The organism is Synechococcus sp. PROS-U-1 (assembly GCF_014279755.1).
GTDB lineage: Bacteria > Cyanobacteriota > Cyanobacteriia > PCC-6307 > Cyanobiaceae > Parasynechococcus.
In genome coordinates this window covers 976,412-1,003,038 of the sequence record NZ_CP047951.1, presented here as the reverse complement: position 1 = coordinate 1,003,038, position 26,627 = coordinate 976,412, and the positions used below count along the sequence as shown (strand labels likewise).

The 26,627-nt window shown below is 58.5% G+C and carries 39 protein-coding genes and 1 tRNA gene; 26 read left to right on the top strand and 14 right to left on the bottom strand.

Annotation, left to right across the window (positions count from 1 at the left end; translation table 11 throughout):
• The first annotated feature begins 40 nt into the window (after positions 1–40).
• The 7 genes from hemE to SynPROSU1_RS05390 all read left to right on the top strand — a co-directional run bounded on the left by hemE (position 41) and on the right by SynPROSU1_RS05390 (position 3,960).
• On the top strand, positions 41–1,099 hold the full coding sequence (hemE, locus tag SynPROSU1_RS05420) for a uroporphyrinogen decarboxylase (RefSeq protein ID WP_186571872.1): 1,059 nt from the start codon (positions 41–43) through the stop codon (positions 1,097–1,099).
• A complete protein-coding gene (locus tag SynPROSU1_RS05415; protein ID WP_186571871.1) occupies positions 1,096–2,115 on the top strand; it encodes an NAD(P)-dependent oxidoreductase in 1,020 nt (339 codons plus the stop codon). Before hemE ends, SynPROSU1_RS05415 begins: the two co-directional genes overlap by 4 nt.
• A gap of 7 nt (positions 2,116–2,122) precedes the next feature.
• Positions 2,123–2,482, top strand: a complete 360-nt coding sequence (petE, locus tag SynPROSU1_RS05410) for a plastocyanin (protein ID WP_186571870.1) — start codon at positions 2,123–2,125, stop codon at positions 2,480–2,482.
• A gap of 132 nt (positions 2,483–2,614) precedes the next feature.
• Positions 2,615–2,974 carry a c-type cytochrome gene (locus tag SynPROSU1_RS05405; RefSeq protein WP_186571869.1) on the top strand — a complete coding sequence of 120 codons (360 nt, stop codon included), beginning with the start codon at positions 2,615–2,617 and terminating at the stop codon, positions 2,972–2,974.
• Between the two features lie 5 nt (positions 2,975–2,979).
• On the top strand, positions 2,980–3,267 hold the full coding sequence (locus tag SynPROSU1_RS05400; RefSeq protein ID WP_186571868.1) for a Nif11-like leader peptide family natural product precursor: 288 nt from the start codon (positions 2,980–2,982) through the stop codon (positions 3,265–3,267).
• A complete protein-coding gene (locus tag SynPROSU1_RS05395; protein ID WP_186571867.1) occupies positions 3,267–3,662 on the top strand; it encodes a hypothetical protein in 396 nt (131 codons plus the stop codon). Before SynPROSU1_RS05400 ends, SynPROSU1_RS05395 begins: the two co-directional genes overlap by 1 nt.
• Positions 3,663–3,681: 19 nt before the next feature.
• A complete protein-coding gene (locus SynPROSU1_RS05390; protein ID WP_186571866.1) occupies positions 3,682–3,960 on the top strand; it encodes a hypothetical protein in 279 nt (92 codons plus the stop codon).
• 828 nt (positions 3,961–4,788) lie between these two features.
• On the opposite strand, the gene SynPROSU1_RS13910 is transcribed toward SynPROSU1_RS05390, so the two are convergent.
• Positions 4,789–5,142, bottom strand: a complete 354-nt coding sequence (locus tag SynPROSU1_RS13910; RefSeq protein ID WP_255444920.1) for a hypothetical protein — start codon at positions 5,140–5,142, stop codon at positions 4,789–4,791.
• Between SynPROSU1_RS13910 and SynPROSU1_RS05385 the strand changes: the two genes are divergently transcribed.
• The 3 genes from SynPROSU1_RS05385 to SynPROSU1_RS05375 all read left to right on the top strand — a co-directional run bounded on the left by SynPROSU1_RS05385 (position 5,117) and on the right by SynPROSU1_RS05375 (position 6,896).
• Complete coding sequence (locus SynPROSU1_RS05385) at positions 5,117–5,668, top strand: calcium-binding protein (protein WP_255444889.1); 552 nt, start codon at positions 5,117–5,119, stop codon at positions 5,666–5,668. The two genes, SynPROSU1_RS13910 and SynPROSU1_RS05385, sit on opposite strands and share 26 nt — an antisense overlap.
• Before the next feature lie 465 nt (positions 5,669–6,133).
• The gene (locus SynPROSU1_RS05380) at positions 6,134–6,394 is read left to right on the top strand and encodes a hypothetical protein (RefSeq protein WP_186571865.1); all 261 of its coding nucleotides are present in this window, start codon (positions 6,134–6,136) and stop codon (positions 6,392–6,394) included.
• 76 nt (positions 6,395–6,470) lie between these two features.
• Positions 6,471–6,896: a hypothetical protein gene (locus SynPROSU1_RS05375; protein WP_186571864.1), complete on the top strand. Its 426-nt coding sequence runs from the start codon at positions 6,471–6,473 to the stop codon at positions 6,894–6,896.
• A gap of 222 nt (positions 6,897–7,118) precedes the next feature.
• Here the strand turns inward: SynPROSU1_RS05375 and SynPROSU1_RS05370 are convergent, their stop codons facing one another.
• Positions 7,119–7,328, bottom strand: coding sequence for a hypothetical protein (locus tag SynPROSU1_RS05370; RefSeq protein ID WP_186571863.1), 210 nt, complete (start codon positions 7,326–7,328; stop codon positions 7,119–7,121).
• A gap of 144 nt (positions 7,329–7,472) precedes the next feature.
• Between SynPROSU1_RS05370 and clpB the strand changes: the two genes are divergently transcribed.
• The gene (gene clpB, locus SynPROSU1_RS05365) at positions 7,473–10,061 is read left to right on the top strand and encodes an ATP-dependent chaperone ClpB (RefSeq protein ID WP_186571862.1); all 2,589 of its coding nucleotides are present in this window, start codon (positions 7,473–7,475) and stop codon (positions 10,059–10,061) included.
• Here clpB and SynPROSU1_RS05360 read toward each other — a convergent pair.
• Entirely contained in the window at positions 10,047–10,523 is a 477-nt protein-coding gene (locus tag SynPROSU1_RS05360; protein WP_255444809.1) for a 6-carboxytetrahydropterin synthase, read from the bottom strand. The genes clpB and SynPROSU1_RS05360 overlap by 15 nt on opposite strands.
• A 67-nt stretch (positions 10,524–10,590) precedes the next feature.
• Here SynPROSU1_RS05360 and hisIE point away from each other — a divergent pair, with 67 nt between their 5' ends.
• Positions 10,591–11,259, top strand: a complete 669-nt coding sequence (gene hisIE, locus SynPROSU1_RS05355; RefSeq protein ID WP_186571860.1) for a bifunctional phosphoribosyl-AMP cyclohydrolase/phosphoribosyl-ATP diphosphatase HisIE — start codon at positions 10,591–10,593, stop codon at positions 11,257–11,259.
• On the opposite strand, the gene SynPROSU1_RS05350 is transcribed toward hisIE, so the two are convergent.
• The 3 genes from SynPROSU1_RS05350 to SynPROSU1_RS05340 are packed head-to-tail and all read right to left on the bottom strand — an operon-like array spanning position 11,256 to position 13,115.
• Positions 11,256–11,912, bottom strand: coding sequence for a L,D-transpeptidase (locus SynPROSU1_RS05350; RefSeq protein ID WP_186571859.1), 657 nt, complete (start codon positions 11,910–11,912; stop codon positions 11,256–11,258). The two genes, hisIE and SynPROSU1_RS05350, sit on opposite strands and share 4 nt — an antisense overlap.
• Positions 11,913–11,958: 46 nt before the next feature.
• Positions 11,959–12,624 (bottom strand): peptidase, encoded by a 666-nt coding sequence (locus SynPROSU1_RS05345; RefSeq protein WP_186571858.1) that lies wholly within the window; start codon positions 12,622–12,624, stop codon positions 11,959–11,961.
• Positions 12,624–13,115, bottom strand: coding sequence for a DUF2214 family protein (locus SynPROSU1_RS05340; RefSeq protein ID WP_115093628.1), 492 nt, complete (start codon positions 13,113–13,115; stop codon positions 12,624–12,626). The genes SynPROSU1_RS05345 and SynPROSU1_RS05340 overlap by 1 nt, the downstream gene beginning before the upstream one ends.
• Before the next feature lie 181 nt (positions 13,116–13,296).
• On the opposite strand from SynPROSU1_RS05340, the gene SynPROSU1_RS05335 reads away from it, so the two are divergent.
• From SynPROSU1_RS05335 to SynPROSU1_RS05310, 6 genes are all read left to right on the top strand, one after another.
• Positions 13,297–14,223 (top strand): sigma-70 family RNA polymerase sigma factor, encoded by a 927-nt coding sequence (locus tag SynPROSU1_RS05335; RefSeq protein ID WP_186572265.1) that lies wholly within the window; start codon positions 13,297–13,299, stop codon positions 14,221–14,223.
• 68 nt (positions 14,224–14,291) lie between these two features.
• Entirely contained in the window at positions 14,292–14,657 is a 366-nt protein-coding gene (locus SynPROSU1_RS05330; protein ID WP_186572264.1) for a YkvA family protein, read from the top strand.
• A 64-nt stretch (positions 14,658–14,721) separates the two neighbouring features.
• Positions 14,722–15,042 carry a hypothetical protein gene (locus tag SynPROSU1_RS05325; RefSeq protein ID WP_186571857.1) on the top strand — a complete coding sequence of 107 codons (321 nt, stop codon included), beginning with the start codon at positions 14,722–14,724 and terminating at the stop codon, positions 15,040–15,042.
• 40 nt (positions 15,043–15,082) lie between these two features.
• Positions 15,083–15,328, top strand: a complete 246-nt coding sequence (locus SynPROSU1_RS05320; protein WP_186571856.1) for a hypothetical protein — start codon at positions 15,083–15,085, stop codon at positions 15,326–15,328.
• 4 nt (positions 15,329–15,332) lie between these two features.
• Entirely contained in the window at positions 15,333–15,824 is a 492-nt protein-coding gene (locus SynPROSU1_RS05315; RefSeq protein ID WP_186571855.1) for a phosphate-starvation-inducible PsiE family protein, read from the top strand.
• Positions 15,825–15,843: 19 nt separating this feature from the next.
• A complete protein-coding gene (locus SynPROSU1_RS05310) occupies positions 15,844–16,161 on the top strand; it encodes a lysozyme inhibitor LprI family protein (RefSeq protein ID WP_186571854.1) in 318 nt (105 codons plus the stop codon).
• A gap of 522 nt (positions 16,162–16,683) precedes the next feature.
• On the opposite strand, the gene SynPROSU1_RS05305 is transcribed toward SynPROSU1_RS05310, so the two are convergent.
• Positions 16,684–17,205: a Nif11 domain/cupin domain-containing protein gene (locus SynPROSU1_RS05305; RefSeq protein WP_186572263.1), complete on the bottom strand. Its 522-nt coding sequence runs from the start codon at positions 17,203–17,205 to the stop codon at positions 16,684–16,686.
• A gap of 89 nt (positions 17,206–17,294) precedes the next feature.
• Between SynPROSU1_RS05305 and SynPROSU1_RS05300 the strand changes: the two genes are divergently transcribed.
• Both SynPROSU1_RS05300 and SynPROSU1_RS05295 read left to right on the top strand, forming a co-directional pair.
• A complete protein-coding gene (locus SynPROSU1_RS05300) occupies positions 17,295–17,510 on the top strand; it encodes a DUF3136 domain-containing protein (RefSeq protein ID WP_186571853.1) in 216 nt (71 codons plus the stop codon).
• A 37-nt stretch (positions 17,511–17,547) separates the two neighbouring features.
• Positions 17,548–17,901 carry a c-type cytochrome gene (locus tag SynPROSU1_RS05295; RefSeq protein ID WP_370586258.1) on the top strand — a complete coding sequence of 118 codons (354 nt, stop codon included), beginning with the start codon at positions 17,548–17,550 and terminating at the stop codon, positions 17,899–17,901.
• Here SynPROSU1_RS05295 and SynPROSU1_RS05290 read toward each other — a convergent pair.
• Positions 17,880–18,149 carry a YciI family protein gene (locus SynPROSU1_RS05290; RefSeq protein ID WP_186572261.1) on the bottom strand — a complete coding sequence of 90 codons (270 nt, stop codon included), beginning with the start codon at positions 18,147–18,149 and terminating at the stop codon, positions 17,880–17,882. The genes SynPROSU1_RS05295 and SynPROSU1_RS05290 overlap by 22 nt on opposite strands.
• Positions 18,150–18,246: 97 nt before the next feature.
• Here SynPROSU1_RS05290 and SynPROSU1_RS05285 point away from each other — a divergent pair, with 97 nt between their 5' ends.
• Positions 18,247–18,618 (top strand): AbrB family transcriptional regulator, encoded by a 372-nt coding sequence (locus tag SynPROSU1_RS05285; RefSeq protein ID WP_186571852.1) that lies wholly within the window; start codon positions 18,247–18,249, stop codon positions 18,616–18,618.
• Positions 18,619–18,723: 105 nt separating this feature from the next.
• On the opposite strand, the gene trpA is transcribed toward SynPROSU1_RS05285, so the two are convergent.
• From trpA to SynPROSU1_RS05270, 3 genes are read right to left on the bottom strand one after another with little or no spacing between them, the layout of a single operon-like run.
• A complete protein-coding gene (trpA, locus tag SynPROSU1_RS05280; RefSeq protein WP_186571850.1) occupies positions 18,724–19,539 on the bottom strand; it encodes a tryptophan synthase subunit alpha in 816 nt (271 codons plus the stop codon).
• Positions 19,540–19,573: 34 nt separating this feature from the next.
• On the bottom strand, positions 19,574–19,930 hold the full coding sequence (locus SynPROSU1_RS05275) for a DUF3007 family protein (RefSeq protein WP_186571848.1): 357 nt from the start codon (positions 19,928–19,930) through the stop codon (positions 19,574–19,576).
• Between the two features lies 1 nt (position 19,931).
• The gene (locus SynPROSU1_RS05270; RefSeq protein ID WP_186571847.1) at positions 19,932–20,183 is read right to left on the bottom strand and encodes an NAD(P)H-quinone oxidoreductase subunit L; all 252 of its coding nucleotides are present in this window, start codon (positions 20,181–20,183) and stop codon (positions 19,932–19,934) included.
• A 39-nt stretch (positions 20,184–20,222) separates the two neighbouring features.
• On the opposite strand from SynPROSU1_RS05270, the gene SynPROSU1_RS05265 reads away from it, so the two are divergent.
• A tRNA-Leu gene (locus SynPROSU1_RS05265) sits at positions 20,223–20,311 on the top strand.
• Positions 20,312–20,318: 7 nt separating this feature from the next.
• Here the strand turns inward: SynPROSU1_RS05265 and SynPROSU1_RS05260 are convergent.
• Genes SynPROSU1_RS05260 through SynPROSU1_RS05250 form a run of 3 tightly spaced genes read right to left on the bottom strand, consistent with a single transcriptional unit; the run spans position 20,319 to position 23,284 of the window.
• The gene (locus SynPROSU1_RS05260; protein ID WP_186571845.1) at positions 20,319–20,621 is read right to left on the bottom strand and encodes a thioredoxin family protein; all 303 of its coding nucleotides are present in this window, start codon (positions 20,619–20,621) and stop codon (positions 20,319–20,321) included.
• Positions 20,596–21,642, bottom strand: coding sequence for a dihydroorotase (gene pyrC, locus SynPROSU1_RS05255; protein ID WP_186571843.1), 1,047 nt, complete (start codon positions 21,640–21,642; stop codon positions 20,596–20,598). The genes SynPROSU1_RS05260 and pyrC overlap by 26 nt, the downstream gene beginning before the upstream one ends.
• Positions 21,635–23,284: a SulP family inorganic anion transporter gene (locus tag SynPROSU1_RS05250; RefSeq protein ID WP_186571841.1), complete on the bottom strand. Its 1,650-nt coding sequence runs from the start codon at positions 23,282–23,284 to the stop codon at positions 21,635–21,637. Before SynPROSU1_RS05250 ends, pyrC begins: the two co-directional genes overlap by 8 nt.
• A gap of 81 nt (positions 23,285–23,365) precedes the next feature.
• On the opposite strand from SynPROSU1_RS05250, the gene SynPROSU1_RS05245 reads away from it, so the two are divergent.
• The 4 genes from SynPROSU1_RS05245 to SynPROSU1_RS05230 all read left to right on the top strand — a co-directional run bounded on the left by SynPROSU1_RS05245 (position 23,366) and on the right by SynPROSU1_RS05230 (position 26,623).
• A complete protein-coding gene (locus tag SynPROSU1_RS05245) occupies positions 23,366–24,451 on the top strand; it encodes a calcium/sodium antiporter (RefSeq protein WP_186571839.1) in 1,086 nt (361 codons plus the stop codon).
• A gap of 122 nt (positions 24,452–24,573) precedes the next feature.
• Positions 24,574–25,074 (top strand): DUF2231 domain-containing protein, encoded by a 501-nt coding sequence (locus SynPROSU1_RS05240; RefSeq protein ID WP_186572260.1) that lies wholly within the window; start codon positions 24,574–24,576, stop codon positions 25,072–25,074.
• The gene (locus tag SynPROSU1_RS05235; protein ID WP_186571832.1) at positions 25,071–25,691 is read left to right on the top strand and encodes a DUF2231 domain-containing protein; all 621 of its coding nucleotides are present in this window, start codon (positions 25,071–25,073) and stop codon (positions 25,689–25,691) included. Before SynPROSU1_RS05240 ends, SynPROSU1_RS05235 begins: the two co-directional genes overlap by 4 nt.
• Positions 25,688–26,623, top strand: a complete 936-nt coding sequence (locus SynPROSU1_RS05230) for a cytochrome c oxidase subunit II (RefSeq protein WP_186571830.1) — start codon at positions 25,688–25,690, stop codon at positions 26,621–26,623. Before SynPROSU1_RS05235 ends, SynPROSU1_RS05230 begins: the two co-directional genes overlap by 4 nt.
• Positions 26,624–26,627: the final 4 nt, after the last annotated feature.

Genomic DNA, 26,627 nt, shown 5'->3' with positions numbered 1-26,627 from the left:
CTGGATTCAGGTAGGTTTCCGGCTGACCTGACCGGGCTTGATGAGCGACTCTTTACCCCTGCTCCTGCGTGCTGCGCGCGGTGAATCGGTGGAGCGTCCTCCGGTGTGGATGATGCGCCAGGCCGGTCGCTACATGAAGATCTATCGGGACCTGCGGGACAAGTACCCCAGCTTTCGAGAGCGTTCCGAAAACCCTGATCTCTCCTACGAGATCTCCATGCAGCCGTATCACGCCTTCAAGCCCGACGGCGTGATCCTGTTCTCCGACATCCTCACGCCCCTGCCTGGGATAGGGATTGACTTCGACATCATTGAGAGCAAGGGCCCTCAGATTGGCGATCCAATCCGGAGCATGGCTCAAGTTGACGCCCTGCGCCCGCTGAACCCAGCGGAGTCGATGCCCTTCGTGGGAGAAGTGCTGGGTCGTCTCCGCCAAAGCGTCGGGAACGAGGCGGCTGTTCTTGGTTTCGTCGGTGCCCCCTGGACCCTCGCCGCCTATGTGGTGGAGGGCAAGAGCAGCAAGAACTATGCGGTGATCAAGGCCATGGCCTTCCGCGAACCCGACATCCTTCACAAGTTGCTCGACCACTTCGCTGAGTCGATTGCCAATTACCTGCGTTACCAGATTGATTCCGGTGCCCAGGTGGTGCAGATGTTTGATTCCTGGGCTGGCCAGCTGAGTCCTGCGGACTACGACACCTTTGCTGCGCCTTATCAGAAAAAAGTGGTGGATCTGGTCAAGCAGACGCACCCTGATACTCCCTTCATCCTTTACATCTCCGGTAGCGCCGGTGTGCTCGAGCGGATGGCCAACACCGGCGTCGATATCATTTCGCTGGATTGGACGGTGGACATGGCCGAAGCCCTGGCCCGCTTGCCGGAGCACATCGGTGTGCAGGGCAATGTGGACCCCGGCCTGCTGTTCGGCACCCCGGATGCGATCCAAGCTCGCATCGATGACTGCGTCCGCAAGGCCCGCGGTCGCAAGCACATCCTCAACCTGGGCCATGGAATTCTGCCTGGAACTCCCGAGGAAAACGGTGAAGCCTTCTTCCGCGCCGGCAAGAGCGTGATGGACCGTCTCGGGGCTGTCGTTTGACCCGCATCCTGGTGACCGGCGCCAGCGGCTGCGTCGGTCAGTACATCTCCCGCTGGTTGCTGGAGCATTCCGACGCGGAGTTGCTCCTCTGGCTGAGGGATCCCGCCAAGCTCACTGCTGTTCCTTCAGACCATCCCCGCATTCGTCTTCTGGTGGGGGATCTACGGGACACAGACCGGTTTGCCCATGAACTTGCATCGGTCAATCGGGTGATCCACACCGCTACGGCCTGGGGTGACCCCGAGCGGGCCGAACAGGTGAATGTGGTGGCGGTGAAACGGATGCTTGAGCTTCTGGATCCCACCAAGCTTCAACAGATCATCTATTTCTCAACAGCAAGCGTGCTCGATCGGCACCTGCGCCCCTTGCCGGAGGCGCTGGCCTACGGCACGGAATACATCCAAACCAAGGCCCGCTGCCTCAGGGATCTGGAACAACATCCCCTGGCCAACAAAATCATCGCAGTTTTTCCGACATTGGTGTTCGGCGGACGGGTCGACGGCACCAGCCCCTTCCCCACCAGCTACCTCACCGAAGGTCTGGCCGAAGCCAGTCGTTGGCTCTGGTTGGCCCGTTGGCTTCGGGTGGATGCGAGCTTCCATTTCATCCATGCCGAAGACATCGCACGCATCTGCGGTCTGTTGACCACACGTCCCCACGAACCGAACCGTGAGCCCGGTCAAGGCGCCCTGCGCCGCGTGGTTATGGGTCAACCAGCCATCTCGGTGAACGACACCGTGGCCACCCTCTGCCGCTGGCGCGGTGTGGCACGCACGCCTGGCATTCCGCTCTGGCCCTGGTTGATTGAAACCCTGATCCGCGTGCTGCCCATCGAGGTCAACGACTGGGACCGGTTCAGCATTCGCCAGCGCCACTTCATCCATGACCCGGTGACGCAGCCGGAACGCTTCGGTGGCAACAGCCATGCCCCCGACTTAGCAACAGTTCTTTGTGATTCCGGATTGCCCAACCGCGGAACCCCCAGAGCAGCGCGTAAAATCAAGGAATCGACATAGCTCTTTCATGCGCTCCGTCATCCGCACCGTTGCAGCTGCGTGCTGCGCCTTCCTGATGCTGATCGGCCTCAACGTCGGCACTGCTCAAGCAGCCACCGTTGAGGTGAAGCTCGGCACAGACGCCGGCATGCTCGCTTTCGAACCTGCCACCGTGAACATCAAGGCAGGCGACACCGTCAAGTTCGTCAACAACAAATTGGCACCTCACAACGCTGTCTTCGAAGGCAACGATGAGTACAGCCACTCCGATCTCGCCTTCAACCCCGGCGAATCCTGGGAAGAAACCTTTGCCACCGCTGGCACTTATGACTACTACTGTGAGCCCCACCGTGGTGCTGGCATGGTCGGCAAAGTGATTGTCGAGTGATACCAAAATTTCTCAAGAAATTAAGGTTTTTTCCTCATTGAACTAACAACCCTGAGCTGTGTATCAATCACAGCTCAGGGTTGTTTTTTTTGGCAGCAACAATGGATACCTTGGAGTATTGAATGGATTGCGATGGCACGCGCTGCAGGCCTGATCCTGACGCTTTTGTTGCTCGTCGGTTCGAGTGAACTGCTGTCAGCACCGGCGATGGCGTTTGAAAGCTCAGCCTTGGAGCAGGGAGAGCAGATTTTCAACAGCAACTGTGCGGCTTGTCACATGGGTGGCGGCAATGTGATTCGCGCCAACCGAACGCTCAAGATCAGCGATCTGAACGCCCATGTCGATGCCTACGCGAACACCCCTTTGGAAGCTCTTGAGCATGAAATCGAGGACGGCCTCAATGCAATGCCCGGATATGCCGACAAACTGAGTGAAGAGGAGATCATTGCGGTGGCCACCTACGTCGAACAACGGGCCGAATTGGGCTGGTAAACGCGATGAGTCGTGAAGCTTTTCGAGATTTTCTGCGGGCCATCGAGCATCACCAAGGATTGCGACGCGACGCTGCCCAGTGCAGTGATGATGATCAACTACTGGCCCTGGCCAGGCGCCATGGTTTCGATGTAACCAAGCGGGATTTCAGCGACGATGCCCAGGAATCAGCGATCATCCGCTGGTTTGAAACCAGCCGAATCCAACGCTCCTTTCAATCACGGCCATCTCAAACAACGCCATCTCAAACAACGCCGTCTCAAACACCACCGTCTCAAACACCACCGTCCTGATGGCCGTTGTCACCCTGCTCAGTGATTTCATTGACGGCACCAGCATGGCTCTAGCCGAAGACACCGATGCTGCCGATCTGAACGCCTTCATGACCGCCAATCAAGGCCGGCTCTGGGCGAGTGTGCAGCAACGCCGGCAACAGCGACATCAAACCATTGTTCGGCGTGGCCCAGGAACGGTGTACTTCGCAGCGGATGCCGCAGGGGCAGCCACGGTGGAGCGCTACCTCAACAGCGAAACGGGGTCAGCAGAAGAAGCAGCTGCCATACAAGCGATGCAGGCCGCAGGGGTGGAGATTGCACCCCATGTGGGGGCTGACCGTGAACGCGATGCGCTGATCAACGGTCGATTGCGGGGGCTGACCGCCCAGGCCAAGGCCGAGGGTTTCGGCTGAACCAACAGACCATGACCCAATGACACTTCCCGAGAACCCCCTGGGCCTAGAACGTTTTGAGGACCTGGTCGACTGGACCGACTCCTACCTCCACTTCAAACACGCACTGGAGGTGATTGCTTTCACTCCAGAGATCGCGACGTCGTACCTGAACATCTTCAGCGACTTCAGCAGCCGCTACGCCACGGAGATGAAAAAGCAAGACATCCTGGAAGCCCGTCTCCCCAAGGAGATGCGAGAGACGATTGAGGCCGAAAACTCTCACCGTGCCCTGCTGAGGCAGCTCCTCAACGGTTGATCACGCAGCTGAGTGAACCTGCTTGGCCGCCTGCAGCACGGCCAGGTAGAGATCCTCGTCGATCTCGCGGATGTAGAAATCGACTTCAGTCCCTGACTATGTTTTTAGGAGACATCCATAATTAGTGCATAGCTCCACACGCGACAGGCAATCAGTCCCACAGCAATGGCTGACACAAGCCAGACACTTGCCAAGTCCATACGGCCACGAGCAGTACATACGCACGCATCGAGGAGCTGCCGCGGAGGAGTGGGGGTTTATTGATGACCGCGAGCTGGATTCCTTCAAGGGCCACAAGAGCTGTGCAACCTGCCACCACTTCGGTTACGTCACCCTGGGGCAATGTCAGGTGCTGGGGTCTTGCTATCTAAAACGAGGTCTCTTGGCTCCTGGGTCCCATCATCTGAAAAGCTGTAAGCACTGGAGCTTCTGCTCAGCAGTGGATCCGTACAACTGAGGGCACCGCAATGGACACCACTCAGAAGCTTGTAGAGAAGCTGGTAGAGAGACGGATGCAGAACACTGGCGAGTCTCACGAGGTAGCTACCGCAAACGTGATGGCCGCTTTTGCGAAGCTCAAAAGAAACGGCATTTGACACCGAGCAGAACCACCGATCGGGTGCCTCCGTCCAAATGGCTCTGCCGCCCCAGTCGACTCTCGAAAACTGGGGCAATTACGTCTTAACTCGGTGGCTGAAAGCCTTGACGCATCACCCGCTACGCACAGGTCGTCTTCAATCCACCGGCCAGTGCTTCCACTCAGCATCTTCGGGCATCCTGGGCGAAGCAGGGCTTTGACTAAGTCGAATTCAGCTTTGCCTCTTGCACTTAGCTGTTCATGGCGAACATCAGCTGGACGTTCTTGCCACTATCAATATTAAAAAGTAATTGATTAGTGGTAAAGCCTATTGGTTTTCCGGAGGTGCTCTTCAGTAGAGGGCCTTTGTTCCGAGAGCCGCCGCCGCCGCCGCCAGATGGTGGCTCCAGCACACCTCCGCCGCCGCCGCCAGATGGTGGCTCCAGCACACCTCCGCCGCCGCTGCCGCCAGATTGTTTCAGCAGCACACCTCCGCCGCCGCCGCCGCCGCCGCCGCCAGATGGTGGCTCCAGCACACCTCCGCCGCCGCCGCCAGATGGTGGCACACCTCCGCCGCCGCTGCCGCCAGATTGTTTCAGCAGCACACCTCCGCCCCGACCGCCCCGACCGGATGGTGGAACAGAGCTAACGCAGATTTTTGGTACAGACAATTCGGATGAACTTTATGGTGACTTAGATAGGAACCTAATTTGGGGATACGAAGGCGATGATTTTGCTTACGGCTACAAAGGAGATGACACGATCAAAGGACACAAAGGGAATGATTATCTAAAGGGAGGATGTGGCAATGACAAACTTCGGGGTTGCGAAGGTGATGATACTTTGAAAGGCGGATATGGCAATGATATTTTGTACTCGGGTGGTGGGAATGATTTGTTGCTGGGTGGAGGCGGTAGCGACACTTTTAAGATCTACGGTTCTGGAGAAAATGTAATTAAAGATTTCAGCGCCAATGATGGAGACAGAATTATACTGAAATCTACTATTTTTGATTCAATAGCTCAAGACGGCGAGCATGTTCTTATTTCTTTTGACGACAACTCTACTCTTCTGGTGCTTGAATCAACACTCAGCGATGTCGTGAATAATTTGACAGCTGAAATTGTTTAATTGGTTGTGAAATTGGCATTACATTTTCGAGCTTAAGTTTGATGTGTCTGGGACTCACCCCCCTCCCGCTGATTGCTGGTTGTTGGAGCTGCCTAGTCCACCGGCCAGTGCTTCCATTCCGCACCTTCGGGTATCTCGGGAGGTGCCTTCAGATCCTGGGTTCGTCCCAAGACACCCGCCACTGCGGCAGGCGGCAGGGCAAGTAGTCGTGGTGCTCACAGCGAATCCCGCCCTTAGGAGCGACAGAGCCCATCCATCCGCTCATCCATCCGCTCATCCACCTGCCGTCGTCAGTCTTCAGCGGATCGCCTTTGAACCAGATTCAGCACTTCTGCTTGCTGCTCGACTTGGTTGAGGCCAACTGGCTCCTTCAGACCTGCGGAGTCTGATCGATACGAATCAATCCGAAAACCAAGCAACAAAGGTTCGAAGGGCTACAAAAGTCCTTGAGAAAATGCCAGAACGATGTCCGAGGCTGCTGATCTGGTCAGGAAGTACGGCGAAGGCCAGTCCCAGTTCGATGAGCTTGTGGGCTTTGTGAAATGCCAAGAGTGCTTCTCGACCTTGATGGGAGAAATCACAGAACAGCTGGGAAATGAATCAGATGCCGCTGGACGAATGGCGAGCCAATTCCCAGAGATGTTCAAGACCTACGCCAGAGCAACGGGTCTGTACAACGACGAGGGCAATGGAGAAGAAGAAGGCGGTGATGGGGGCGAAGGCTGAACTGGGTCCGATTCGAACGCGGTGAGGTGTCACTGCCAGATGCCATTGCCAGCATGACCAAAGTGCCCGCATAGCAATGGATCTGAGTCAGTTCGACAGCCCAGAGGAGCTCAAGGATTGGATCGAAGAACAGGACGAGCCTGAAGACATCACAGAGGAACTCGGCGACCAACTGCAAGGCGACGAGCTGCAAGGCAATCCTGAGCTGTATTTGGTCTATGGCGCCCTGTCACTGATGGACGAGTTCCCAATGAGTGGAGCGATCCAAGAGGCAACGCTCGATAAGAAGTGGGATGTGCTGGATGAAGACGGTGAACGGAACTACGGAGATGACGACTACGAAGCTCAAACTGCTGTCTGTGACGACGTCAGAGCGGCTTTCGAAGACCTGACAGATGCTGAGGCTGGTGGGCCTGACGCTGAAGGAGTGCTCGTCTCTTCTCAGCGACCTTGTGGTCTGCCGGAACATCGAACAGCCCGAGCGGAATGCGTGCCTTCTTGAGCTGGTCGCTTCCATCCCGTGCAGGAAGCATTCCCAGCAGGTAGAGCCGGCCTCTCATTGCATTGACAGAGATCTTGGCCAACGCAAGGCCGAGAGCACTTACGTCCAGTGTGGTCGACGTAGGAAACCACGCAAGTCGGCCCTGGGCATTTATGCACGAGGCGTTCATAAATTCCAGATTTACGTGCGCTTACCTGCGTCTAGATGCGTTGGGCTACTTCTTCAAGACCCTTGTGCTGACTGCTTTACGGCCGTCAACACTGCCAAGTACAGATCTTCGTCGATTTCCCGGATGTCGTACTCCGTGGGCATCACGCCGTGATGATGCTCATGGACCACCATCCAACAGCTGCGCTCCAGCTCACCGCCAGCGGTCGAAGACAACGCCAAACTTCTTTGAACAAGAGACTCCACCAGCTGCGGATTGGACATCGGCCCTTCTCGGTTCGGCGAACTCTAAAAAGCCGTTCCGGTTTGCCGCCCCGTGGTGAGAGCACCCAACCGAATGCTTCGGTTTGCCCCCGCCGGCCTCGCATCAATCGCCATACGGTGAACGCAGTTTGAAACGCATCAGAGATGCAACCCACGGCGGAACAGTTCACTGAACAAGCCTGGGCCGCCATCGTCGCCGCCCAGCAGTTAGCGCAAAGTGCGAAACACCAGCACCTTGAAACGGAGCATTTGCTGCTTGCTCTACTGCAGCAGAACGGGCTGGCTGGCCGAATCCTGATCAAGGCAGGTGTCGACCTTGCCAATTTCCAAGCGTCGGTCGACACCCATCTCAAGCAGCAACCCAGTCTTGGATCTCCACCGGAATCTGTCTTCCTGGGACGTTCCCTGAACAGCTGCCTGGATCGGGCCGAAACAGCCCGTGATGGTTTCAGTGACAGCTACATCGCCATCGAACACCTGTTGCTGGCCTTGGCGGACGATGACCGCTGCGGCAGACAACTGCTCAGCCAAACAGGCGTTGACACCACCAAACTCAAAGAAGCCATTACTGCTGTGCGAGGCAACCAGAGGGTGACCGATCAGAACCCGGAAGGGACCTATGAATCCCTTGAAAAGTACGGAAGGGACCTGACGGCAGCCGCCCGGGACGGGAAGCTGGACCCGGTGATCGGCCGCGACGAGGAGATCCGACGCACGATCCAGATCCTCAGCCGACGCACCAAGAACAACCCCGTGCTGATCGGCGAACCTGGGGTCGGAAAAACCGCCATTGTTGAGGGACTGGCGCAGCGAATCGTCAACGGCGATGTTCCCCAGGCCTTGCAGAACCGTCAGCTCATCGCCCTCGACATGGGGGCCCTGATCGCCGGTGCGAAATACCGCGGTGAATTCGAGGAACGTCTCAAAGCCGTGCTCAAGGAGGTCACTGCCTCAGAAGGCCAGATCGTGCTGTTCATCGATGAAATTCACACGGTGGTGGGCGCTGGAGCCACCGGTGGTGCCATGGACGCCAGCAATCTGCTCAAGCCGATGCTGGCCCGGGGGGAACTGCGCTGCATTGGTGCCACCACTCTCGACGAGCATCGACAACACATCGAGAAGGATCCTGCCCTGGAGCGACGCTTCCAGCAGGTGCTGGTGGATCAACCCACGGTGCAAGACACGATTTCCATCCTGCGCGGTCTGAAAGAGCGCTATGAGGTGCACCACGGCGTCCGCATTGCCGACAGTGCCCTGGTGGCTGCTGCTGTCTTAAGCAGCCGCTACATCGCTGACCGCTTTTTGCCCGACAAAGCGATCGATCTGGTGGATGAATCCGCCGCGCGCCTGAAGATGGAGATCACCTCCAAACCGGAGGAGATCGATGAAATCGATCGCAAGATCCTGCAGTTGGAGATGGAGAAGCTCTCCCTCGGCCGTGAATCCGACAGCGCCAGCCAAGAACGCTTGCAACGGATCGAACGGGAACTGGCGGAACTAGGCGAACAGCAAAGCTCCCTCAATGCCCAGTGGCAGCAGGAAAAAGGCGCGATCGATGAGCTGTCGTCGCTCAAGGAAGAGATTGAACGGGTGCAGCTGCAGGTGGAACAAGCAAAGCGCAGCTACGACCTCAACAAAGCGGCGGAACTGGAATACGGCACCCTGGCTTCGCTGCAGAAGCAGCTGCTTGAGCAGGAAGCCCAGATCGCCTCGGAGGAGCCTGGCGAGAAAGGCTTGCTGCGGGAGGAGGTGAGTGAGGACGACATTGCCGAGGTGATCGCCAAGTGGACCGGGATCCCCGTGGCGCGGCTGGTGCAGAGCGAAATGGAAAAGCTGCTCCAACTGGAGGATGACCTGCATCAACGGGTGATCGGCCAGGACCAAGCCGTGACCGCCGTGGCGGATGCGATCCAACGCTCCAGGGCAGGGCTAAGCGACCCGAACCGCCCCATTGCCAGCTTCCTCTTTCTGGGGCCCACCGGTGTTGGCAAAACCGAACTCTCCAAAGCCCTCGCCAACCGCCTGTTCGACAGCGACGACGCCATGGTGCGGATCGACATGTCGGAGTACATGGAGAAGCACACCGTCAGTCGTCTGATCGGTGCTCCTCCCGGCTACGTGGGTTATGAGGCCGGTGGACAGCTCACCGAAGCGGTGCGTCGTCGGCCCTACGCCGTGATCCTCTTCGACGAGGTGGAGAAAGCCCACCCGGATGTCTTCAATGTGATGCTGCAGATCCTCGATGACGGGCGCGTCACCGATGGGCAAGGCCGCACCGTGGACTTCACCAACACGGTGCTGATTCTCACCAGCAACATCGGCAGCCAATCGATCCTGGAGCTGGCCGGCGATCCTGAGCAGCATGGAGCGATGGAAGCTCGGGTGAATGAAGCTCTTCGGGCCCATTTCCGGCCAGAATTTCTGAATCGCCTGGACGATCAGATCATCTTCCACAGCCTCAGGCGGGAGGAACTGCGCCAGATCGTCACCCTCCAGGTGGAACGCCTGCGCCAGCGCCTGGCTGAGCGCAAGCTGGAGCTCAGCCTGAGTGACGGGGCCGCCGACTGGCTCGCCGATGCCGGATACGACCCTGTTTACGGGGCACGACCGCTGAAACGGGCTGTTCAACGGGAACTGGAAACCCCCATTGCCAAGGCAATCCTGGCGGGTCGTTACGGCGAGGGACAGGCGATCAATGTGGATCTGGAGGCCGACCAGTTAGCTCTGCGCTGAGAACCACGGGGGAACCGCGCTGTAATTGGCCGCATTGCTGCTGTTCTCCCGCGCCTCCACGGCATAGCAACAGGTACGACCGCCATCCCTCTCCTGCAGCAGCTCGTTGGCCCAGGTCCAGATCAAGGCAGCCGTCGCCTCCATGCCCACGTTCTCCATCACGCGGAGATCAAGCGCCTCGAGGTTGTGCAGCCGCTGCCATTCCGCCAGCAATGGATCGTCGGCATTGACCAGAAAGGTGTGGTCGAACTGCTGCCGCAACCGTTGTTCGAAAGGGCGAAGGCTGGAGAAATCAACGACAAAACCGCAGGCATCCAGCTGGGTTGCGGCGAACCAGAGGTTGAAACTGCGGCTGTACCCATGCACAAAGCGGCAATGGCCTTCATGGCGCCACTGCCGATGACAGCAGGGATATCCGGTGAAGGCTTTACTGCAGCTGTAGGGGGTCGGAGAAACGAGCAAGGGGTGAAAACGCGGTGTGGAGCACGCTGCGGGAAGATTCAGGCGTTGCCCGAATGTCCGAGGCCTGATGCAGCCCCTCAGCCCCGCCTTCATTGACCAACTCCGTTTTAACGAAGCGGGGTTGATTCCAGCTGTGGCGCAGGACTGGCTGGACGGTGCCGTGTTGATGGTGGCGTGGATGAACCGGGAGGCGATCGAAGCGACTCTCCAGAGCGGTGAAGTGCACTACTGGAGCCGCTCACGCCAGGAGCTGTGGCACAAGGGGGCCACCAGTGGTCACATCCAGACGATGCGAGAACTTCGCTACGACTGTGATGCCGACGTCCTGCTGGTAACGGTTGAGCAGGCCGGAGACGTGGCTTGTCACACTGGCTCCCGCAGTTGTTTCTACGAAAACAGCGACGGGCGAACGTCTGGTGGCACAGCGGCTCTGCCACCACCAGCGGATGCCTGCACAGAACTGTTTCGTGTGATCGAGAGCAGACGGGACAATCCGGAAGAGGGCAGCTACACCAACAAGCTGCTGACGGGGGGAGACAACAGCATCCTCAAGAAAATCGGCGAGGAAAGCGCTGAATTCGTGATGGCCTGCAAAGACGACAACGCCGACGACATCGCCGGAGAGGCCGCCGACATCGTCTTCCACATGCAGGTGGCCCTGGCCCATCACGGCGTCAGCTGGCGGCAGGTGCAGGACGTGCTGGCAGCGCGACGGGGCGCCCCGCGCCGGCACTAGGGCAGGCAGGGGCTGTCGCTGCTGATCACCACTTCGTCGCCGAGCTCCACCGTGTCCAACAGCACCCCCATGGTGAGATTGCCGGCATTGATGCAACCTCCGGTCACGGCCTGACCGATCCGGGTCTCATCGTTGGTGCCGTGGATGGCAAAGCTGTACCAACGGAAGACGCCGTCGTAGGTGTTGAAGCGGAAGGGCTGTTCTGTGGCTGGGACAGGAGCCAGGCTGATGTAGCCGATGCCGTATTCACCGGTTTCTCCATCACCTTTGAAATCGATGGAGTTCATATTGCTGAAGAGGGTCTCGCGCAGCTCTTCCTCCGTCTTCCCGGATTGCTCCACCAGAGAGGGGTCCATCTCGAAGCGGTCGTTGCTGAGGATGGCGTTGACCTCAAACGTTCCGAGCGGCGTGACACCCTCTTCAAAGGTGGTGCCCTCACAGCCGATGCCGTAGCGCCCATGGCCAACGGTGAAGCGCAACGCCCCCTCAGTACGGTCGAGCACCCCTTCACTGGCTGCCGGATTGCTGCCGTCCAGCTGGATCCGAATCGGTTCCCGCCCCTGGGGGTCCTGCAGGGAGGTGCTGGTGTCAGAACGGCACCCCACCAGGCTCACCAGCAAGCCGGCCATCACCAGAGAACGGACCAGGTCCATGCATCGACCACGACTGCCGGCAGCATGCCGCGCCCGGATGGCGACGTCACTCAGGCGACACAGATTCAGCCGGTTCGATGGGCTGTCGAATCGTGGAACCGAAACGGGTGGGCTGCTGCCTCACCCAGTCCAGGGTGAGGCGATCGCGCTGCGAAGGCACCAACACCGGACTCTGCCCCTGGCTCACCGCCAAGGCATCGCTGGGGTCAGAACTATGGCCCCAGAGGCCGAAGGCGTGGCCAAGTTCATGCAGAGCCGTGGCTTGAAGCGCTTCGGCCCGAAGCTCGGGGGAGACCATCACCGTCACCTTGGGCTCAAGCCGACGCTGGCCCAGGCGCTGCACATCAACCACCTGAAGCTGTGTTCGCCCGTTGCTGGCCCTCCAGACCCCAGCGACCTGACGGCGGGCCGGGCGCTGCCGATGGATCAAGACGTTGGCCTGCTCCGGGCTGTCCACCCGCGTGAGCGAAACCAAGCCCCCCCAAGTGGTGAGCGCCGAAGACACCGCCTTCAACCAGCGTTGGTCCCAACGGTTGGCAGGGGTTGCGGCGGCGGGCTGAATCCAGACGCACCAGTGCTTCAGCACCGGCGGGCCCAGGGATGTGGTGGCGAGAGAGGAGGCGTAGCCCGGACGCTGATCCGAGCCCTGGCGTTCCAAAGCAACCTTCAGCGCTCGAATCTGCTGTTGAGGAGGGCAGAGGTCGGGTTGCATCAGGCGGCGGGGAGACCAACGCCGCGGGCCATGAGTGTCGCCATCAGAGGAATGCTGGCGAAGCCGACCAATTCAATGTTGATGATCCAGGCCAGACGTCCTGCGAGAGCTTCGCTTACTTTCGGCAGCTCGCCCTTGCGCAGTGGAATCGCCCAGAGGATGTAGGTGATCGTGGGATACAGCGACAGCCCCCCCACGGAGAGGTAAAGGCCGACCTTCCACCAGAACAAGGGGTTCTGGGTATAGAACTCGGCACCCTGGCCGAAGTGAATCACCCGCAGAATTCCACTGACCAGCAAAGCCAGGGCAGCGATGCCGTAGACGATGTCGGTGATCACCATCGCCGTTGCTTCCTGGCGATTCGGATCGGCTTTGATCAGCTTCCGCTCCAGCACCAGTGCGCCGAAACAGAGCATGAAGCTGAGGTAGTGAACGTAGGCAACGCCAGCGTTTTTGGCGATGTCGGATGTCAGAGCGACGGCCAGGGGCATTGGCGTAGCAACAGAAGGTGCGGCGACCTTAGCCACCCAATTGAATTAACAATGAAAGATTCACTTCATCAACAGGAAGAAAGAGTGTAATAACGCAAAAAGTGTTAATTCGGGAGTCTTTAATTATGACCGCCAGAAAAAATCACTTTGGTTCTAGGTTCAATTCAGCCGTATCGTCATGATGACGAGTTCTCTGAGTGCTTTTCTCGGCGAAATTGGTCGCCATCAGCTGCTCACCCCAGAGCAAGAACTGATGATGGGGAGGAAGGTTCAGGCGATGGTTGCCATCACCGAACGCTGTCATCTTGCTGGCGGGAGTGGCCCAGCATGTGAATACAGCGATAAAGAAAAAGGAGTGATTCGCCGTGGAGAACGGGCCAAGAATCAGATGATCACCTCAAACCTTCGCCTTGTTGTAAATCTGGCGAAGCGCTATCAGGGCAAGGGTTTGGATCTTCTTGATCTCATTCAGGAGGGAACACTCGGGCTGACACGTGCTGTGGAGAAATACGACCCCACCCGCGGCCATCGTTTTTCGACCTATGCCTATTGGTGGATCCGTCAGGGCCTGAACAGGGCGCTCTCCACCCAAAGCCGCACCATTCGCATTCCCGTGAATGTGAACGAAAAGCTCACCAAGCTGCGGGCAGCCAAGGCGCGCTTGATGCAGAGAAATGGCCTCAGCCCCACCGGCGAACAGCTGGCAGAGTTCATGGAGATCCCCATCGCTGAGGTGGAAGATCTCCTGGCCTGTGAACTCCGCAGCGTCACCGTCAGCCTGCAGGGCGTCGTGAAATCCAAATCGGATCCTTCCGAGCTGGTGGACGTGCTGCCCAGCGAGGAGCTGCCTCCGATGGAACGGGCCGAAATCGCTGAGCGCACAGCCTCGGTCTGGTCGTTGCTGGCCAAAGCCAATCTCACACCGAAAGAACACACCGTCGTGACCTTGCGCTTCGGGCTGGATGGCACCAACGAATGGCGCACCCTTGCAGAAGTGGCTCGCCACATGAACTGTTCACGGGAATATTGCCGCCAGGTGGTTCAGCGGGCCCTGCGCAAACTGCGCAAAACCGGAATTCAGAACGGACTCGTGGAATCCACACTCTGAACATCGGCTCACCCAGCTAGCGCATTGCTGCTGAAGTGGAGAGAGTGGACTTCTCCGGCTTCCTCCGCATGACCGACCATGCTGCTCGAACAACCGTTGAAGCTGACGTGCTTGAGCGGGAGGTGATCGACGAGAACCTGCTGCGCCGGCTGTTGCAAAAGGCAGGCAGAGGCCTTGCAGCCCCTGCCCTGGAAGCCCTGGAGCTGATGCTTGACCCCGGCACTCCCTCAGCAGCGCGGCTGACGATGCTCGCAGCCCTGAGTTATTTGGTGATGCCCGCTGACCTCATTCCCGATCTGCTGCCCGTTGCAGGCTTCAGTGATGATCTGGTTGCGATCTCAGCCATGGTGGGACTTTGGAGCAATCACGTCACCCCGGAGATCCGGATGCGGGCTCGCCGCAAACTGGACCGCTGGTTTCCCGTTGCGCACTAAATCGCTGAACTGAATCTCTGAACTGAATCTCTGAACTGAATCGCTGAACTGAACTTGCTGACTGATGTCTGGCTGGACCCCTGAATTTGAAGCGGATCTCACTCTGCTGCTGAAAGACTGGTTGAAGCACCAGGGGCGCACGCAGGCCGACCTGCGGCGAAACCTGCGCGCCGTGTCGACCCGTATGCCCGCACTGCTCGAGGTGCTGGAACGCGAATACAAACTGCATGGGCTATCGGGACTGGCCGAGCGGCTCTGCGCTGTTGAAGCCGAATGGCATGGCCAACCCTCAGCAGATCGCGTCGGCGCCAAGACAGCCGAGGACGACCCGTTCGGTCAACTTGATCTGCTTTTGCAGGAAATTCGAGACGACTGTGCCGAGTAGGGGCCTTCACCGGCAAAGTGGTGGCTTAGACATCGTCCCGATGACGCCTACACAACTTCTCAGCGCCTCCTTCCTGTTGACGATGTCGGTGTTTGGAGCATCGCCTGCACTCGCCCAGACCGAAGGCTGGCTAAGGGGACCTGGCAGCGCAACAGGCAAAGGCAGCAAGATCGAGGCCACGAATTGCGTCACGGCAGAGGACGGCTCGATCACCTGCGACACCAAGGTGGTTAACCCGGCCAGCGATACACCAGCGCGTCCTTACTACAACCCCTTCAACGACTGACCCCGTGAGCGGACCAATCCGATCCAAGCGAAGTTTTCTTGGTTTTGTCGATGCTGGTGAGCGCGAAGTCGCCCGAATGCTCACCCTGATCACCGCTGTTGTGATCTGCGCAGCAATCATCCAGCTGATCATTTCTTTGGGTTCCAAGTTGCTGACTGGATCAGCAGCAACTTGGTTGGGCGACGACCTGATCAAGATTCTCGGCGATCTGCTCACGGTTTTGATCGCTCTGGAGGTTCTGCAAAACATCACCAGTTATCTGCGGCGCCATGTGGTGCAAATCGAACTGGTTCTGGTGACGGCTCTCACAGCAGTGGCCAGAAAAGTGATCGTGTTGCCCTCAGGTGCTGAAAACAAACCCCAGCTCTTGGTTGGTCTTGGCATTGCGGTTGTCTCTCTCTCCGCTGCGTACTGGTTGGTCAAACGTGCCAATGCAACACCCACCAGGACAGGCCTGGGGCGTGAAGCTGCCAACAAACCTGACAACCACAGCTGAACATGACTGTCATGGCGAGATGAAACGGTTCCTGCTTTCAGTGCTGCTCCTTCCGGCCATTCCGGCACAAGCAGATCCACCTCAGATTCATTGCCCTGGACAAAACACCATCGAGATGAGGTGGTGTGCATCACAAAAGTGGGAGGAATCCAATAAGTCACTTCAGGAGAAGCTCTCACCGGAAGCCTTGGCAACCTGGAAACGCGCGACCCATGACGTTTGTGCTGCGGCCTATGCCCCCGTCCGGCAAGGCACCATCTATCCCCAGATGGTCGTTGGTTGCGACGACCGGCTCAATCGAACCCTCATTCAAGAATTCACCCGTCTGGGGAACTGAGACGACGCGCACGAAGGGATGACCCACCAGCGCTGAGGGGCAACGGCCCAAGAGGAAGGCCGCCCTTCCCGATGGAAAGACGGCCTAACTCGCTCGTTTGCACATTGCAATCGACCTCAAATTCAGTGTCTGATGCCTTGGGAAATCTCCTCCAGCAATGGAACTGAGACAGGAAAGGTCGAAGCGTCTAACTCAAGGCACCCTGGGGCCATCGGGTCCAGGTGTGAAGCAACTCTCCTGCGGGGCACCTCCAAACGATGCAGAGGAGATTCGACTGGCTTGACGGTCTTCGTTGTCGCGCCAGACGACTTGCTTACGAATGGGTGGAAACTGTTGGAGCAGGGGGCCAGAAAGTCAGTCTGCTTCTCTGATTTGCTCAGGTGGAGTGTCGGCCGTCATGGGCTCCTCCGATCTCGATAAACACACTCTCGTTAGCGATCAGGCCAACGGCAATCAGCTGTCGTGCTCATTGCCTTTTGGGGCTTGAACGATCCATCGTGGGAATGGCGTGCCTAAGCAGATTTAGTTCTCATCCCAATGCAGGGCCAGCCAAAGCGTTCCAGGGTCGCCATCCGTGCGCTCGACCCGGTGGCGCCGATGGGGCGACAGCGAAAGATGATCCCCAGGACTGAGATCCACAATCCGATCAGGGTTCTCCAGCGCGATACAGGCACTACCCCGCAGAACAAGCACCCATTCATGGTCGGACTGGTCCATCCATTCGCCGCTGGGGGATCGATAGTCGTTCGATGCAATCAGCAGCAATCTCCACGTCTCAGCCGACGCCAACACATGCATTGATTCCTCACCAGGAGGAGGACAAGCAGTCGCCAGCAGATTGGTCTCCCCCCCCGGCCCATGGTCACGCTCTCCCCAACGCCGACCAATATCGAAGCCCCAGGATTGAGCCAACTCCACAACCTGGTTGTGATCGGCACAGGCCGCCAATTGTTCACGACTGACGGAGTCCTGCTGGACACGATCCGCAAGAGACTGAAGTTGGGAGATTTTGCTGAGGAAACGGATCAGATCCTGTTCCGCCATCGAGCGACTGCACGGCTCCAAGAGTGATCCTGACAACAGACCAATTCAGGAACAGGCGCAAAAGTTAGAAGATCCTGACGTTCTCTTTCATGCCGTCTGCAGCCAAGGAACTCACCATCGGCGATCTGGAAGCAGGCTTCTCCGCCTACTGCCAGGCCCTCAGGCGCCTTGTCGCGGATGGACGCGACCTGGATGCCATTCGCCGGACGGTCTGCTGGGATTACCTGAACAGACTGCACACCTCACTTCCGCAGGATTACCGCTCCCCTGATGACCTAATCCAGCGCTACCGAAGGGAGGCTTGAGCTGCTCAAGCAGACTGATCCAAGCCACAACATCCCTGTGCTGACGAATGTCTTGCGGTACTGCGTTGGTGCGTTTCTGCTGCTGCTGCTGAACCTTGGGACAGCCAAGGCCACACCCGCTGCCCTTGAAGGCTCTAGCCAAGGAGCAGTGTTGTTCGAACAGCACTGCGCGGGATGCCACATCAACGGCGGCAACATCATTCGCCGTGGGAAAAATCTGAAGCTGAAGACCCTCGAGCGTGATGACATCGCAACGGTGGATGCCATCGCAGCCATCGCCCGTGAAGGGCGAGGCCAGATGAGCGGTTATGCAGACGTTCTAGGGGCGGATGGTGATCAGCTTGTGGCCGAATGGATCCTGATGCAGGCTCAAAATGCCTGGACCCATTGATAAACCTCAAGAGCCGTCCAGATACCTTGCTTCCAGTAAATATCATCCTCAACAAGCTTGCGAACGAAGGCGATGTTGTCCGCCTCGAAGATTCCAAATATGTGGGTACTCCCTTCGGTGGGACCAAGCGTGACAAGCGTTCCCTGCGCTTTAAGGTCCTTGAGGCGAGCAAGGTGCTCATCTCGATAGGGAGCACGCTTCACAAGAGCATCCTCACAGTAAGTGCCCCACAAGACGAAACGTGCCATAGCGAAGGATGAAATACCAAAGAACTTTTCACTAGAAAGGATGGCATAACGGCTAGAACAAACGCTATGTTGTGAAGGTTGATTTCTCAAGAAAGCGATGCTCACTGGGGGCGACCTTCTCAATAAAGTCAAAGATCTAGGTGATGTCAGCAAGTCTGATCTGGTGCGTGCCTGTGGCTATGTCTCCACGAAAAAGGATGGTGGCGAACGTTTGAATTTCACCACTTTCTATGAAGCGCTGCTGGAAGCCAAAGGCGTCAACCTTGGCGTCGGTGGTGTGGGCGGTGTCGGCAAGGGTGGGCGCAAACTCAGCTATGTGGCCACAGTGCAAGGCAATGGCAACTTGTTGATCGGCAAGGCCTACACTGCCCTTCTTGACCTCAATCCAGGGGATGAATTTGATATCAAACTGGGCCGCAAACAAATTCGTTTGACGCCTGTTGGTGGGAGTGACGAAGACGAAGAGTGATGCAGCCACAGGCGCTGTAAGCGCCAGCGTTCTGTCTCAGGTCGAGACCCTTCAACCCCGATCTTCGTCGGTTTTTTTTTCATGCGATCAGCGTGATAGATCCAACTAAGGCTGATCAGCAGCGAGGCGCAACTCAGCGCAAAAACGACCAGCCTCCTGAGCGATTTCACCAGGAGATGCTGCAGCCATCCTTTTCACAAGTGCACTGCCCACAATCGCTCCATCAGCACCCCAGCCACGAACCTGGCGCACCTGCTCCGAGCCTGAAATTCCGAAACCAACGGCGACTGGGACGGGTGAGGTTTGTTTGAGTTGCTGGACCAACCCTTCGACTCTGCTTTCCATTTGGGCCCGCTCACCGGTGACACCAGTGACACTCACCAGATAAGTGAAACCTCGGCTGCATGTCGCAATCCGACCCATTCGATCTTTGGGTGTGGTGGGTGCAACGAGAAGCACGAGATCCAATCCGTGGCGCTCTGCAATTGTCGACAACCGCTCCGCCTCTTCGAGCGGTAAATCAGGAACCACCAGCCCCGCTGCACCAGCCTCCGCTGCGGACTGGCAGAACGCCTCCATTCCTACATTGAGCAGGGGATTGGAATACGTGAACAGGATCACGGGGATCTGCAATGTCCCTTTCAAGGACCGCAGCATGTCAAGAACCGCACTGGGCGTGGTTCCAGCGGCAAGAGCCCGGGAGGCTGCGGCCTGAATGACTGGTCCATCAGCGAGGGGATCGCTGTAGGGCATCCCCAGTTCCACCATGTCGGCCCCGGCGCTTTGCAGGCTGAGGAGCACCTCAGCGGTCACAGCGAGATCAGGGTCGCCAGCCATCAGGAACGGCATCAGAGCGAGGCGACCGTCCTGCTTCAGCTGCTCAAAGCGCTGGGCGATGGAAGAGGACTGCTGATTGGGCATCTCGGTCAACCGACCAGGAACAAACCTCGAAAGCCTATGAGTCGGCGGGGGCGTCACCGTCCACAGAAACCGTGGCATCAGCTCCGATCTTGCGCAGTAGCGCCTGCTGCTCTTCCTCTGGGAGAGCATCAAAACGAGCCTGAAGCGCTTCAGCCTCCTCCTTGTCGTACACCTCGCGGTAGCGACGCCGCTGATTCATGTAGGTCATCTGTCCGGTCACAACCCGAAACAGATAGGAACTCGTCCAGATCACAACGATCACCACCAGCAGTGTCTGGGCAGCAATCCCTGCTGAGAAACCCTCAAATCCAGCAGCTCGAAAGCCCACTTGCCCTATCCCTCCCAGCAGAAGGACGGCGAGTCCGATCAGGAGAACCTTTCCACGCGTCAATTCAGACGTCTCCCTGCCCGCTCAGGCGGAAATTGAGGAACGGAGCAAACAGAATCAAGCCCGGGAAAAAGAAAAAGACCATCCCATAAATCCCCAGTCGCTCCAGCTTGCCCATCCGATGCCAACGCTGATTCATCCAGGCAAAAAGGGCTAGCGGAATGACCACTAGGTACAGACCGCCCAGCGCGACGTAGGCCAAAAGAACCAGCAGTGTGTCCTGTGGGACTTGATGGAGCAGGGACGAGAGGTCCAAGGCCTGAGGACAGCTGGGGGAAATCTAAGATGTCCGGGCGGGGGCATGGCGGAATCGGTAGACGCACGCGACTTAAAATCGCTCGGGCCGAAAGGCCTGTGGGGGTTCAAGTCCCCCTGCCCCCACCACCCGCGTTCAGGACGGCAGCAACTCGGCGAGCCTGGTGCGGAAATCTCCCTTGGGCATACCGCCCTTCAATTCCCCCTCGATCGAGAAATCGCCATCGGGATCGCTCACCAGCAGGTAGGTCGGCCACCCCATACCCTCCTTGTTGGGGTACTGCTTGAGCAGGATCTTTCTGTATTTGCGGTACATCTCGGTGTCTTGCAGCATCACTGAGATGAAGCTGCAGCCGAGTTCCTCAGCCACCTTTCCGTCGTAATGACTCATGCGGTGACAGGTTCCGCAGTCTTCAGAGCTGAACTTGATCAGGTGCATCGGCGACGGCCCAGGAGAGGATCTCTCCAGCATGGAAAGGAACCAGTCCATTCACAAGTTCCGGAACCAAATGATCACGCCGCTGCAGGGTGATGCGTTGGCTGTTCGCTGGCAGGTCGTAGAAGGCCGGCCCATTCAGGCTGGTGAAAGCTTCCAGATGGGCAAGAGCACCCTCTTCATCGAAGACCTGGGCGTAGCTCTCCAAAGCGAAGGGAGCATTGAAAATACCGGCACAACCGCAGGAACTCTCCTTTGATGCCCGCTCGTGAGGCGCTGTGTCAGTGCCGAGAAAGAAGCGGGGGTCACCGCTGGTCGCCGCCCGGCGTAGGGCCTGACGGTGACATTCCCGCTTGGCGACAGGAAGGCAGTAGAAATCGCTGCGCAACCCCCCGGCAAACATTGCATTGCGGTTGATGTGCAGGTGGTGGGGGGTGATGGTGGCCGCTAGGTGGTGACCCGCGGAGCTGACGTACTGCACCGCCTGCTCAGTGGTGATGTGCTCGAACACAACCTTCAGCGCAGGATGACGGTCCCGCAGCGGTGCCAAATGGCGTTCGATGAACACCGCCTCACGGTCGAAAATATCGATCTCGGCATCCGTGACCTCTCCGTGGATCAGCAACGGCATTCCGATCCGGGCCATCGTCTCCAGCACTGGATCAATCTGCAGCAGATCCGTCACCCCTGCTGACGAATTGGTGGTGGCGTTGGCTGGATACAGCTTGGCCGCAGCAAACACTCCCTCGTCGAATCCAGTCTCGAGCTCAGAAGGTTCAATCGAGTCCGTGAGGTAGGCCGTCATCAACGGCGTGAACTCCAGATCAGCGGGGCACGCGGCCTTGATGCGCTCGCGGTATGCCCGTGCTGCAGCAACGGTTGTCACCGGAGGACGCAGATTGGGCATCACGATCGCCCGACGAAAGCGACGGGCTGTATGGGCCACGACCTGCTGGAGCATCTCGGCATCACGGAGATGCACGTGCCAATCATCTGGAGCGATGATCGAGATCTGGTCAGTCATTCAGCGACAAGCTATTCACGGCAAGACGCAAGGCCACGAGGCGATCAGCACTGATGTGACTCTTGGGAACCCGATCAAGCAGTTTCAACTTCTGAAGCCGATTCTCTGTGCTTCCCGTCGCAACGACCAGGTAGACCTGGCGGCCTTCTTCAATCGCTTCCTTGACCGCATTCTCGAGAGCGATCGCAGCGGTGACCCCCAAGTGGGATACCTCTGAGAGGTCGAAGACCACCGCCTGACAATTGCCGATGGCGTTGTGTTCGCGCGCAATGGCTTTGGCTACACCGAAGATCATCGGACCGGCGAGCTGAAACAACAGGACCTTGCCGGAGGCCTGATCCAGCAACACCTGTTCTTCTTCAGTCAGCTCCACATCGTCATCGGCGGTGCTGATCGTTTTCACTTTTCTGGACTGCAACGCGCTCATCCGATCGATGGTGAGCACATTGGCCACGAAGACGCCAATGCCCACCGCGGTAATCAGATCCACCAACACCGTGAGGGCAATCACGCCGTAGGTGATCACTGCAGCCTTCACCGAAAGGTGATGGGCGCGTTGAAGGAAATCCCAGTCGATGATGTCGATACCCACCTTCAGGGCGATCCCAGCCAGTACAGCGAGGGGGATCGTGGAAGCGAGGGGGGCAGCGGCCAGAACAACCACCACCAAAATCACCGCTCGGATAATTCCAGAGAGGGCCGAACGCCCGCCAGCCTGGATGTTGACCACGGTGCCCATGGTGGCGCCCGCACCAGGGAGACCTCCAAAAACACCCGAGGCGATGTTCGCCAGTCCTTGACCCACCAGTTCCTTGTTCGAGTTGTGCTCGGTGCGGGTCAGGCTGTCGGCCACCACGGAGGTGAGCAGCGCATCGATGCAGCCGAGCATGCCCAACACAGCCGCATCAACAAACATCAAACGCAGCTGCCCTCCCGAGAAGGTGGGCACATGAAGGCTGGGGAGCTCGGCGTTGAAGGGAGGAATGGTATTAAGGCCAGCGTCGTGAAACAAAGTCATCGACAGAACCGTTCCCAAGACCAAAGCCAGGAGCTGTGGCGGACAGAAACGCTTGACGCTTGCTGGGGTGAACCAGAGGATCGCGACGGTGATCAAGGCCAGAGCCAGCTCCATCGGCTGCACACCAGCGATCAACCCGGGCAAATTGGACAGGGTTCCCATGACCCCGCCGGAGGCGGTCTGACCGAGGAAAGCCGGCAGCTGGAGAATGACAAGGATGGCTCCGATCCCCGACATGAAGCCGGAGATCACCGTGTAGGGCATCTGGGTGATGTAACGCCCCAGACGGAACACGCCGAAGAGAATTTGAAACAGGCCCGCCAGGATGACCACGGTGAAGGCCATGGCCATGGCCGTTTCCTTGTCCGGGGCCGTGGCGGTGAAACTGAGGATCACTGAGGTGAACACCACGGTCATCGGACCGGTGGGTTCGGAGATCAAGGTGGGCGTACCGCCGAAGACGGCGGCCACCAAACCGATGATCACGGCTCCCCAAAGGCCAGGAGCAGGGTCGCCCGTCGCGGCGACTCCAAAGGCCAAGGCCATCGGAAGGGCAATCACCGCGGCGGTCACGCCGCCGAAGGCGTCGCCGCGAAGATTGCTTGTGGTGATCCGATTCAACAAGAGTTCTGGAACTCAATGGCAGCGCCCTACATTAAGTGGAGTCACGGCAAAGCAGAATCCCCACACACCTGATCTCTCCCCATGCCTGAATTTCTACAGGCCTCGATCCAAGTGCTGCTGGGAATCGGACTGCTGTTTGGTGGCGGAGAGCTCTTCGTTCAGGGCGCCGTCGCCATGGCGGTGATCTTCGGCATTCCCCAGCTCGTGATCGGGCTCACGGTGGTTTCACTGGGCACCAGCGCCCCGGAACTGTTCGTGAGCCTGAGTTCGGTGCTTCAAGGGTCCGACGCCCTCGCGGTGAGCAATGTTGTGGGTAGCAATATTTTCAATGTGATGGTGGTGCTCGGCAGCAGCGCCCTCGTGCTGCCGTTGCGCGTGGAAAGCCGCCTTGTGCGGCGCGACGTTCCACTAATGATTGCGATTTCTGCTGCGGTCTGGGGAATGGCCTCAGCAGGACGGGTCACCTGGCAAGCGGGCCTGGCCCTGTTCTTGGGGCTTGTGATCAACACCATCTGGGAGATCCGCACCGCCCGAGAACAACCGGACGACAGTGGGAGTGCTGAACCCGATATCGAAGACAACGCAGCGAGCGGTGGCTGGAGCCTGGCCACCCTGCGCCTGATCGGAGGAATCGGCATCCTCACCATCGGATCAAGGGTGCTGGTGAGTGGAGCCACATCCGCCGCCACCTATCTGGGGGTGAGTGAAGCGGTGATCGGTCTGACCATCGTTTCAGCCGGAACCTCCATGCCGGAATTGATCACCTCCCTCGTTGCTGCCCTGAGGGGTAGAACCGATCTGGCGATTGGCAACGTGGTGGGCAGCTGCCTACTCAACCTGCTGCTGGTGCTTGGCGGCGGAGCCTTGGCCGCCGCTGGCCGCGGCCTGGAGGTCAGCCCAGAATTAATTCGGGAGGACCTGCCGGTCATGCTGCTCACCAGCCTGGCTTGCCTGCCGATCTTCTGGACGCGAGGACAGATCAGTCGACTGGAGGGTGGATTGTTGCTGGGTCTCTACATCCTTTACATCGTTGACAACGTTCTTCCCAGGACATCTCTCGCCAGTTGGTCGGACGAATTCCGGCTCTTGATGTTGTGCCTTGTGCTGCCGATCGTGATGATCGTGATCATGACCCAGGCGCTTGTGTTCTGGAGAACAAGGAGCTAGCGGGATCAGAGCAACACCGGTGATGACCGGTGATGAGACGAATGGAGTTGTATTTCCTCATCCAGGGATGACCGCCTGATCAACCGTGTTCATCCTTGAGCCAGATGATGCTCGGCCTGCCGATGCTTGAGCTGCTTCCCCCGCTCAACGACAAAAATCTTCCCTGGCTCGACGTCATTCACCCCATCGTTGTTCACTTCGTGATCGCGATGGCATTGATCACGGTTGTGTTCGACGTCATTGGTGTGATCAGCGGCAAGAAAAACCTTTTTGAGGTGAGCTTCTGGAATTTGATCGTGGCCACCGTCGCGATCTTCGTGGCCATCATCTTCGGCCAAGTGGAAGCCGGTCTCGCCAATCCCTACGGCGCATCACGGGACATCCTCAATATCCACAGCACCATCGGATGGTCCCTCGCCGGTGTACTGGCCCTGCTCACGAGCTGGCGCTACGTCGCCCGACAAAAAGACCCAGCAATCTTGCCCAAGGGCTTCCTCATCTTTGACGTCGTGCTGGCGGGTCTCGTGATCACGCAGGTGTACCTCGGCGACAAGCTCGTCTGGGTTTATGGCCTGCACACGGTCCCCGTGGTTGAGGCCATCCGTCAGGGGGTGGTGTCGTGACGCTCTTCGCCACGATCGCATCGCCGATCAACGACATCGCCGACTCCCTCGGCGCCAACAATCTTCCCTACGCCATCCCGCTGCACCCCAACCTGGTGCACCTCACCATCGGGTTGTTTGCGATCGCCATCGCCTTCGACGTCGCCGGTGCGTTCTATCCGTTGGAAAAACGGGTCTTCCGCTTTCTGGCTCTGCCAGTGACCCGCAGCGGCTTCCACGACGTGGGCTGGTACAACCTCGTGGCCTGCAGCGGCATCAGCTTCTTCACCGTGGCAGCGGGGTTCTACGAAATGCTGCTGGCGGTTCCATTGCCAGGCATTCGCAGCATCCTCGGCCAGACTGCCATCGACACGATGCTCTGGCATGCCATCGGTGGCGTCGCGATCCTGCTGGTGATCGTGGCCATGACCATCTGGCGGGGCTACCAACGTTTTGTTTGGCGCAAGGACCTTGGCCGTCAGGTGACCTGGCTGTATCTGCTTTCCGGCACCGCCATGCTGCTGGTCATGGGTCTGCACGGAAGCCTTGGCGCCTGGTTGGCCAGCGACTTCGGGGTGCACATCACCGCAGATCAGTTACTTGCTGCCGGTGCCGATCTGCAGGAGGCATTGCCATGACCACCACCTCCCCCAAGAACGGCCCGAACATCGGCGCCATCGTGATCATCAGCATCGCTGTTGCGATCAATCTTGTGATTGCCAAGCTGATGGCGACATGGTCCTACAGCTGGTTCCCACCGCAGGCATCCAGTGCAGCGTCCTACGTCGACGATCTGTTCGCCCTTGAGACCGGCATCGGCTCCTTCATTTTCTTTGGCTGCACCGGCGTCATGGGCTGGGTTCTGCTGTTCAACAGGGCCGGCAAATACGACGAAAGCGATGGTGCGCCGATTGAGGGCAACACCAAGCTGGAGATCATCTGGACGATCATCCCCTTGGTGACGGTCTTCGTGATCGCCACGTACACGATGAACGTGAACATGAAGCTTCAGACCCTTGGTCCGAAGCAGAAGTACGCCATCGGCACCGACCCCACCGCACTGATTGCAGTCGATCCCACCGCTGACATCGGACCGATTGATGTAATTGCCCGCCAGTGGAGCTGGGAATTCGTCTATCCCAGCGGTGTGCGCAGTTCAGAACTCCACATCCCGGTGGATCAACGGGTGAATCTCAGGCTGATTTCGGAAGACGTGCTGCACAGCTTCTTTGTACCGGCCTTCCGTCTGAAGCAAGACATCATCCCCGGCAGCATCATTTCCTACAGCCTCACCCCCACCAAGGAGGGGAGGTTCCGGTTGAGGGACGCCATGTTCAGCGGCGCCTACTTCTCCCAGAACCAGACCGACGTCATCGTCGAATCCGAGCAGGCCTACGACGGCTGGCTGAAGGCCACAGCCAACAAGCCACTGCAGCCCGGTCTCGATCCAGGGCGGCCGCTGTACGACCGACGTCTCAGTCGAGGAGACAAAGGCTGGGCCACGGTTCCTCCCGCTCCGGCCCCGATGGTGAACGACCCCGGCGATCCCTCCATCCCCCACGACGCCTGAGACG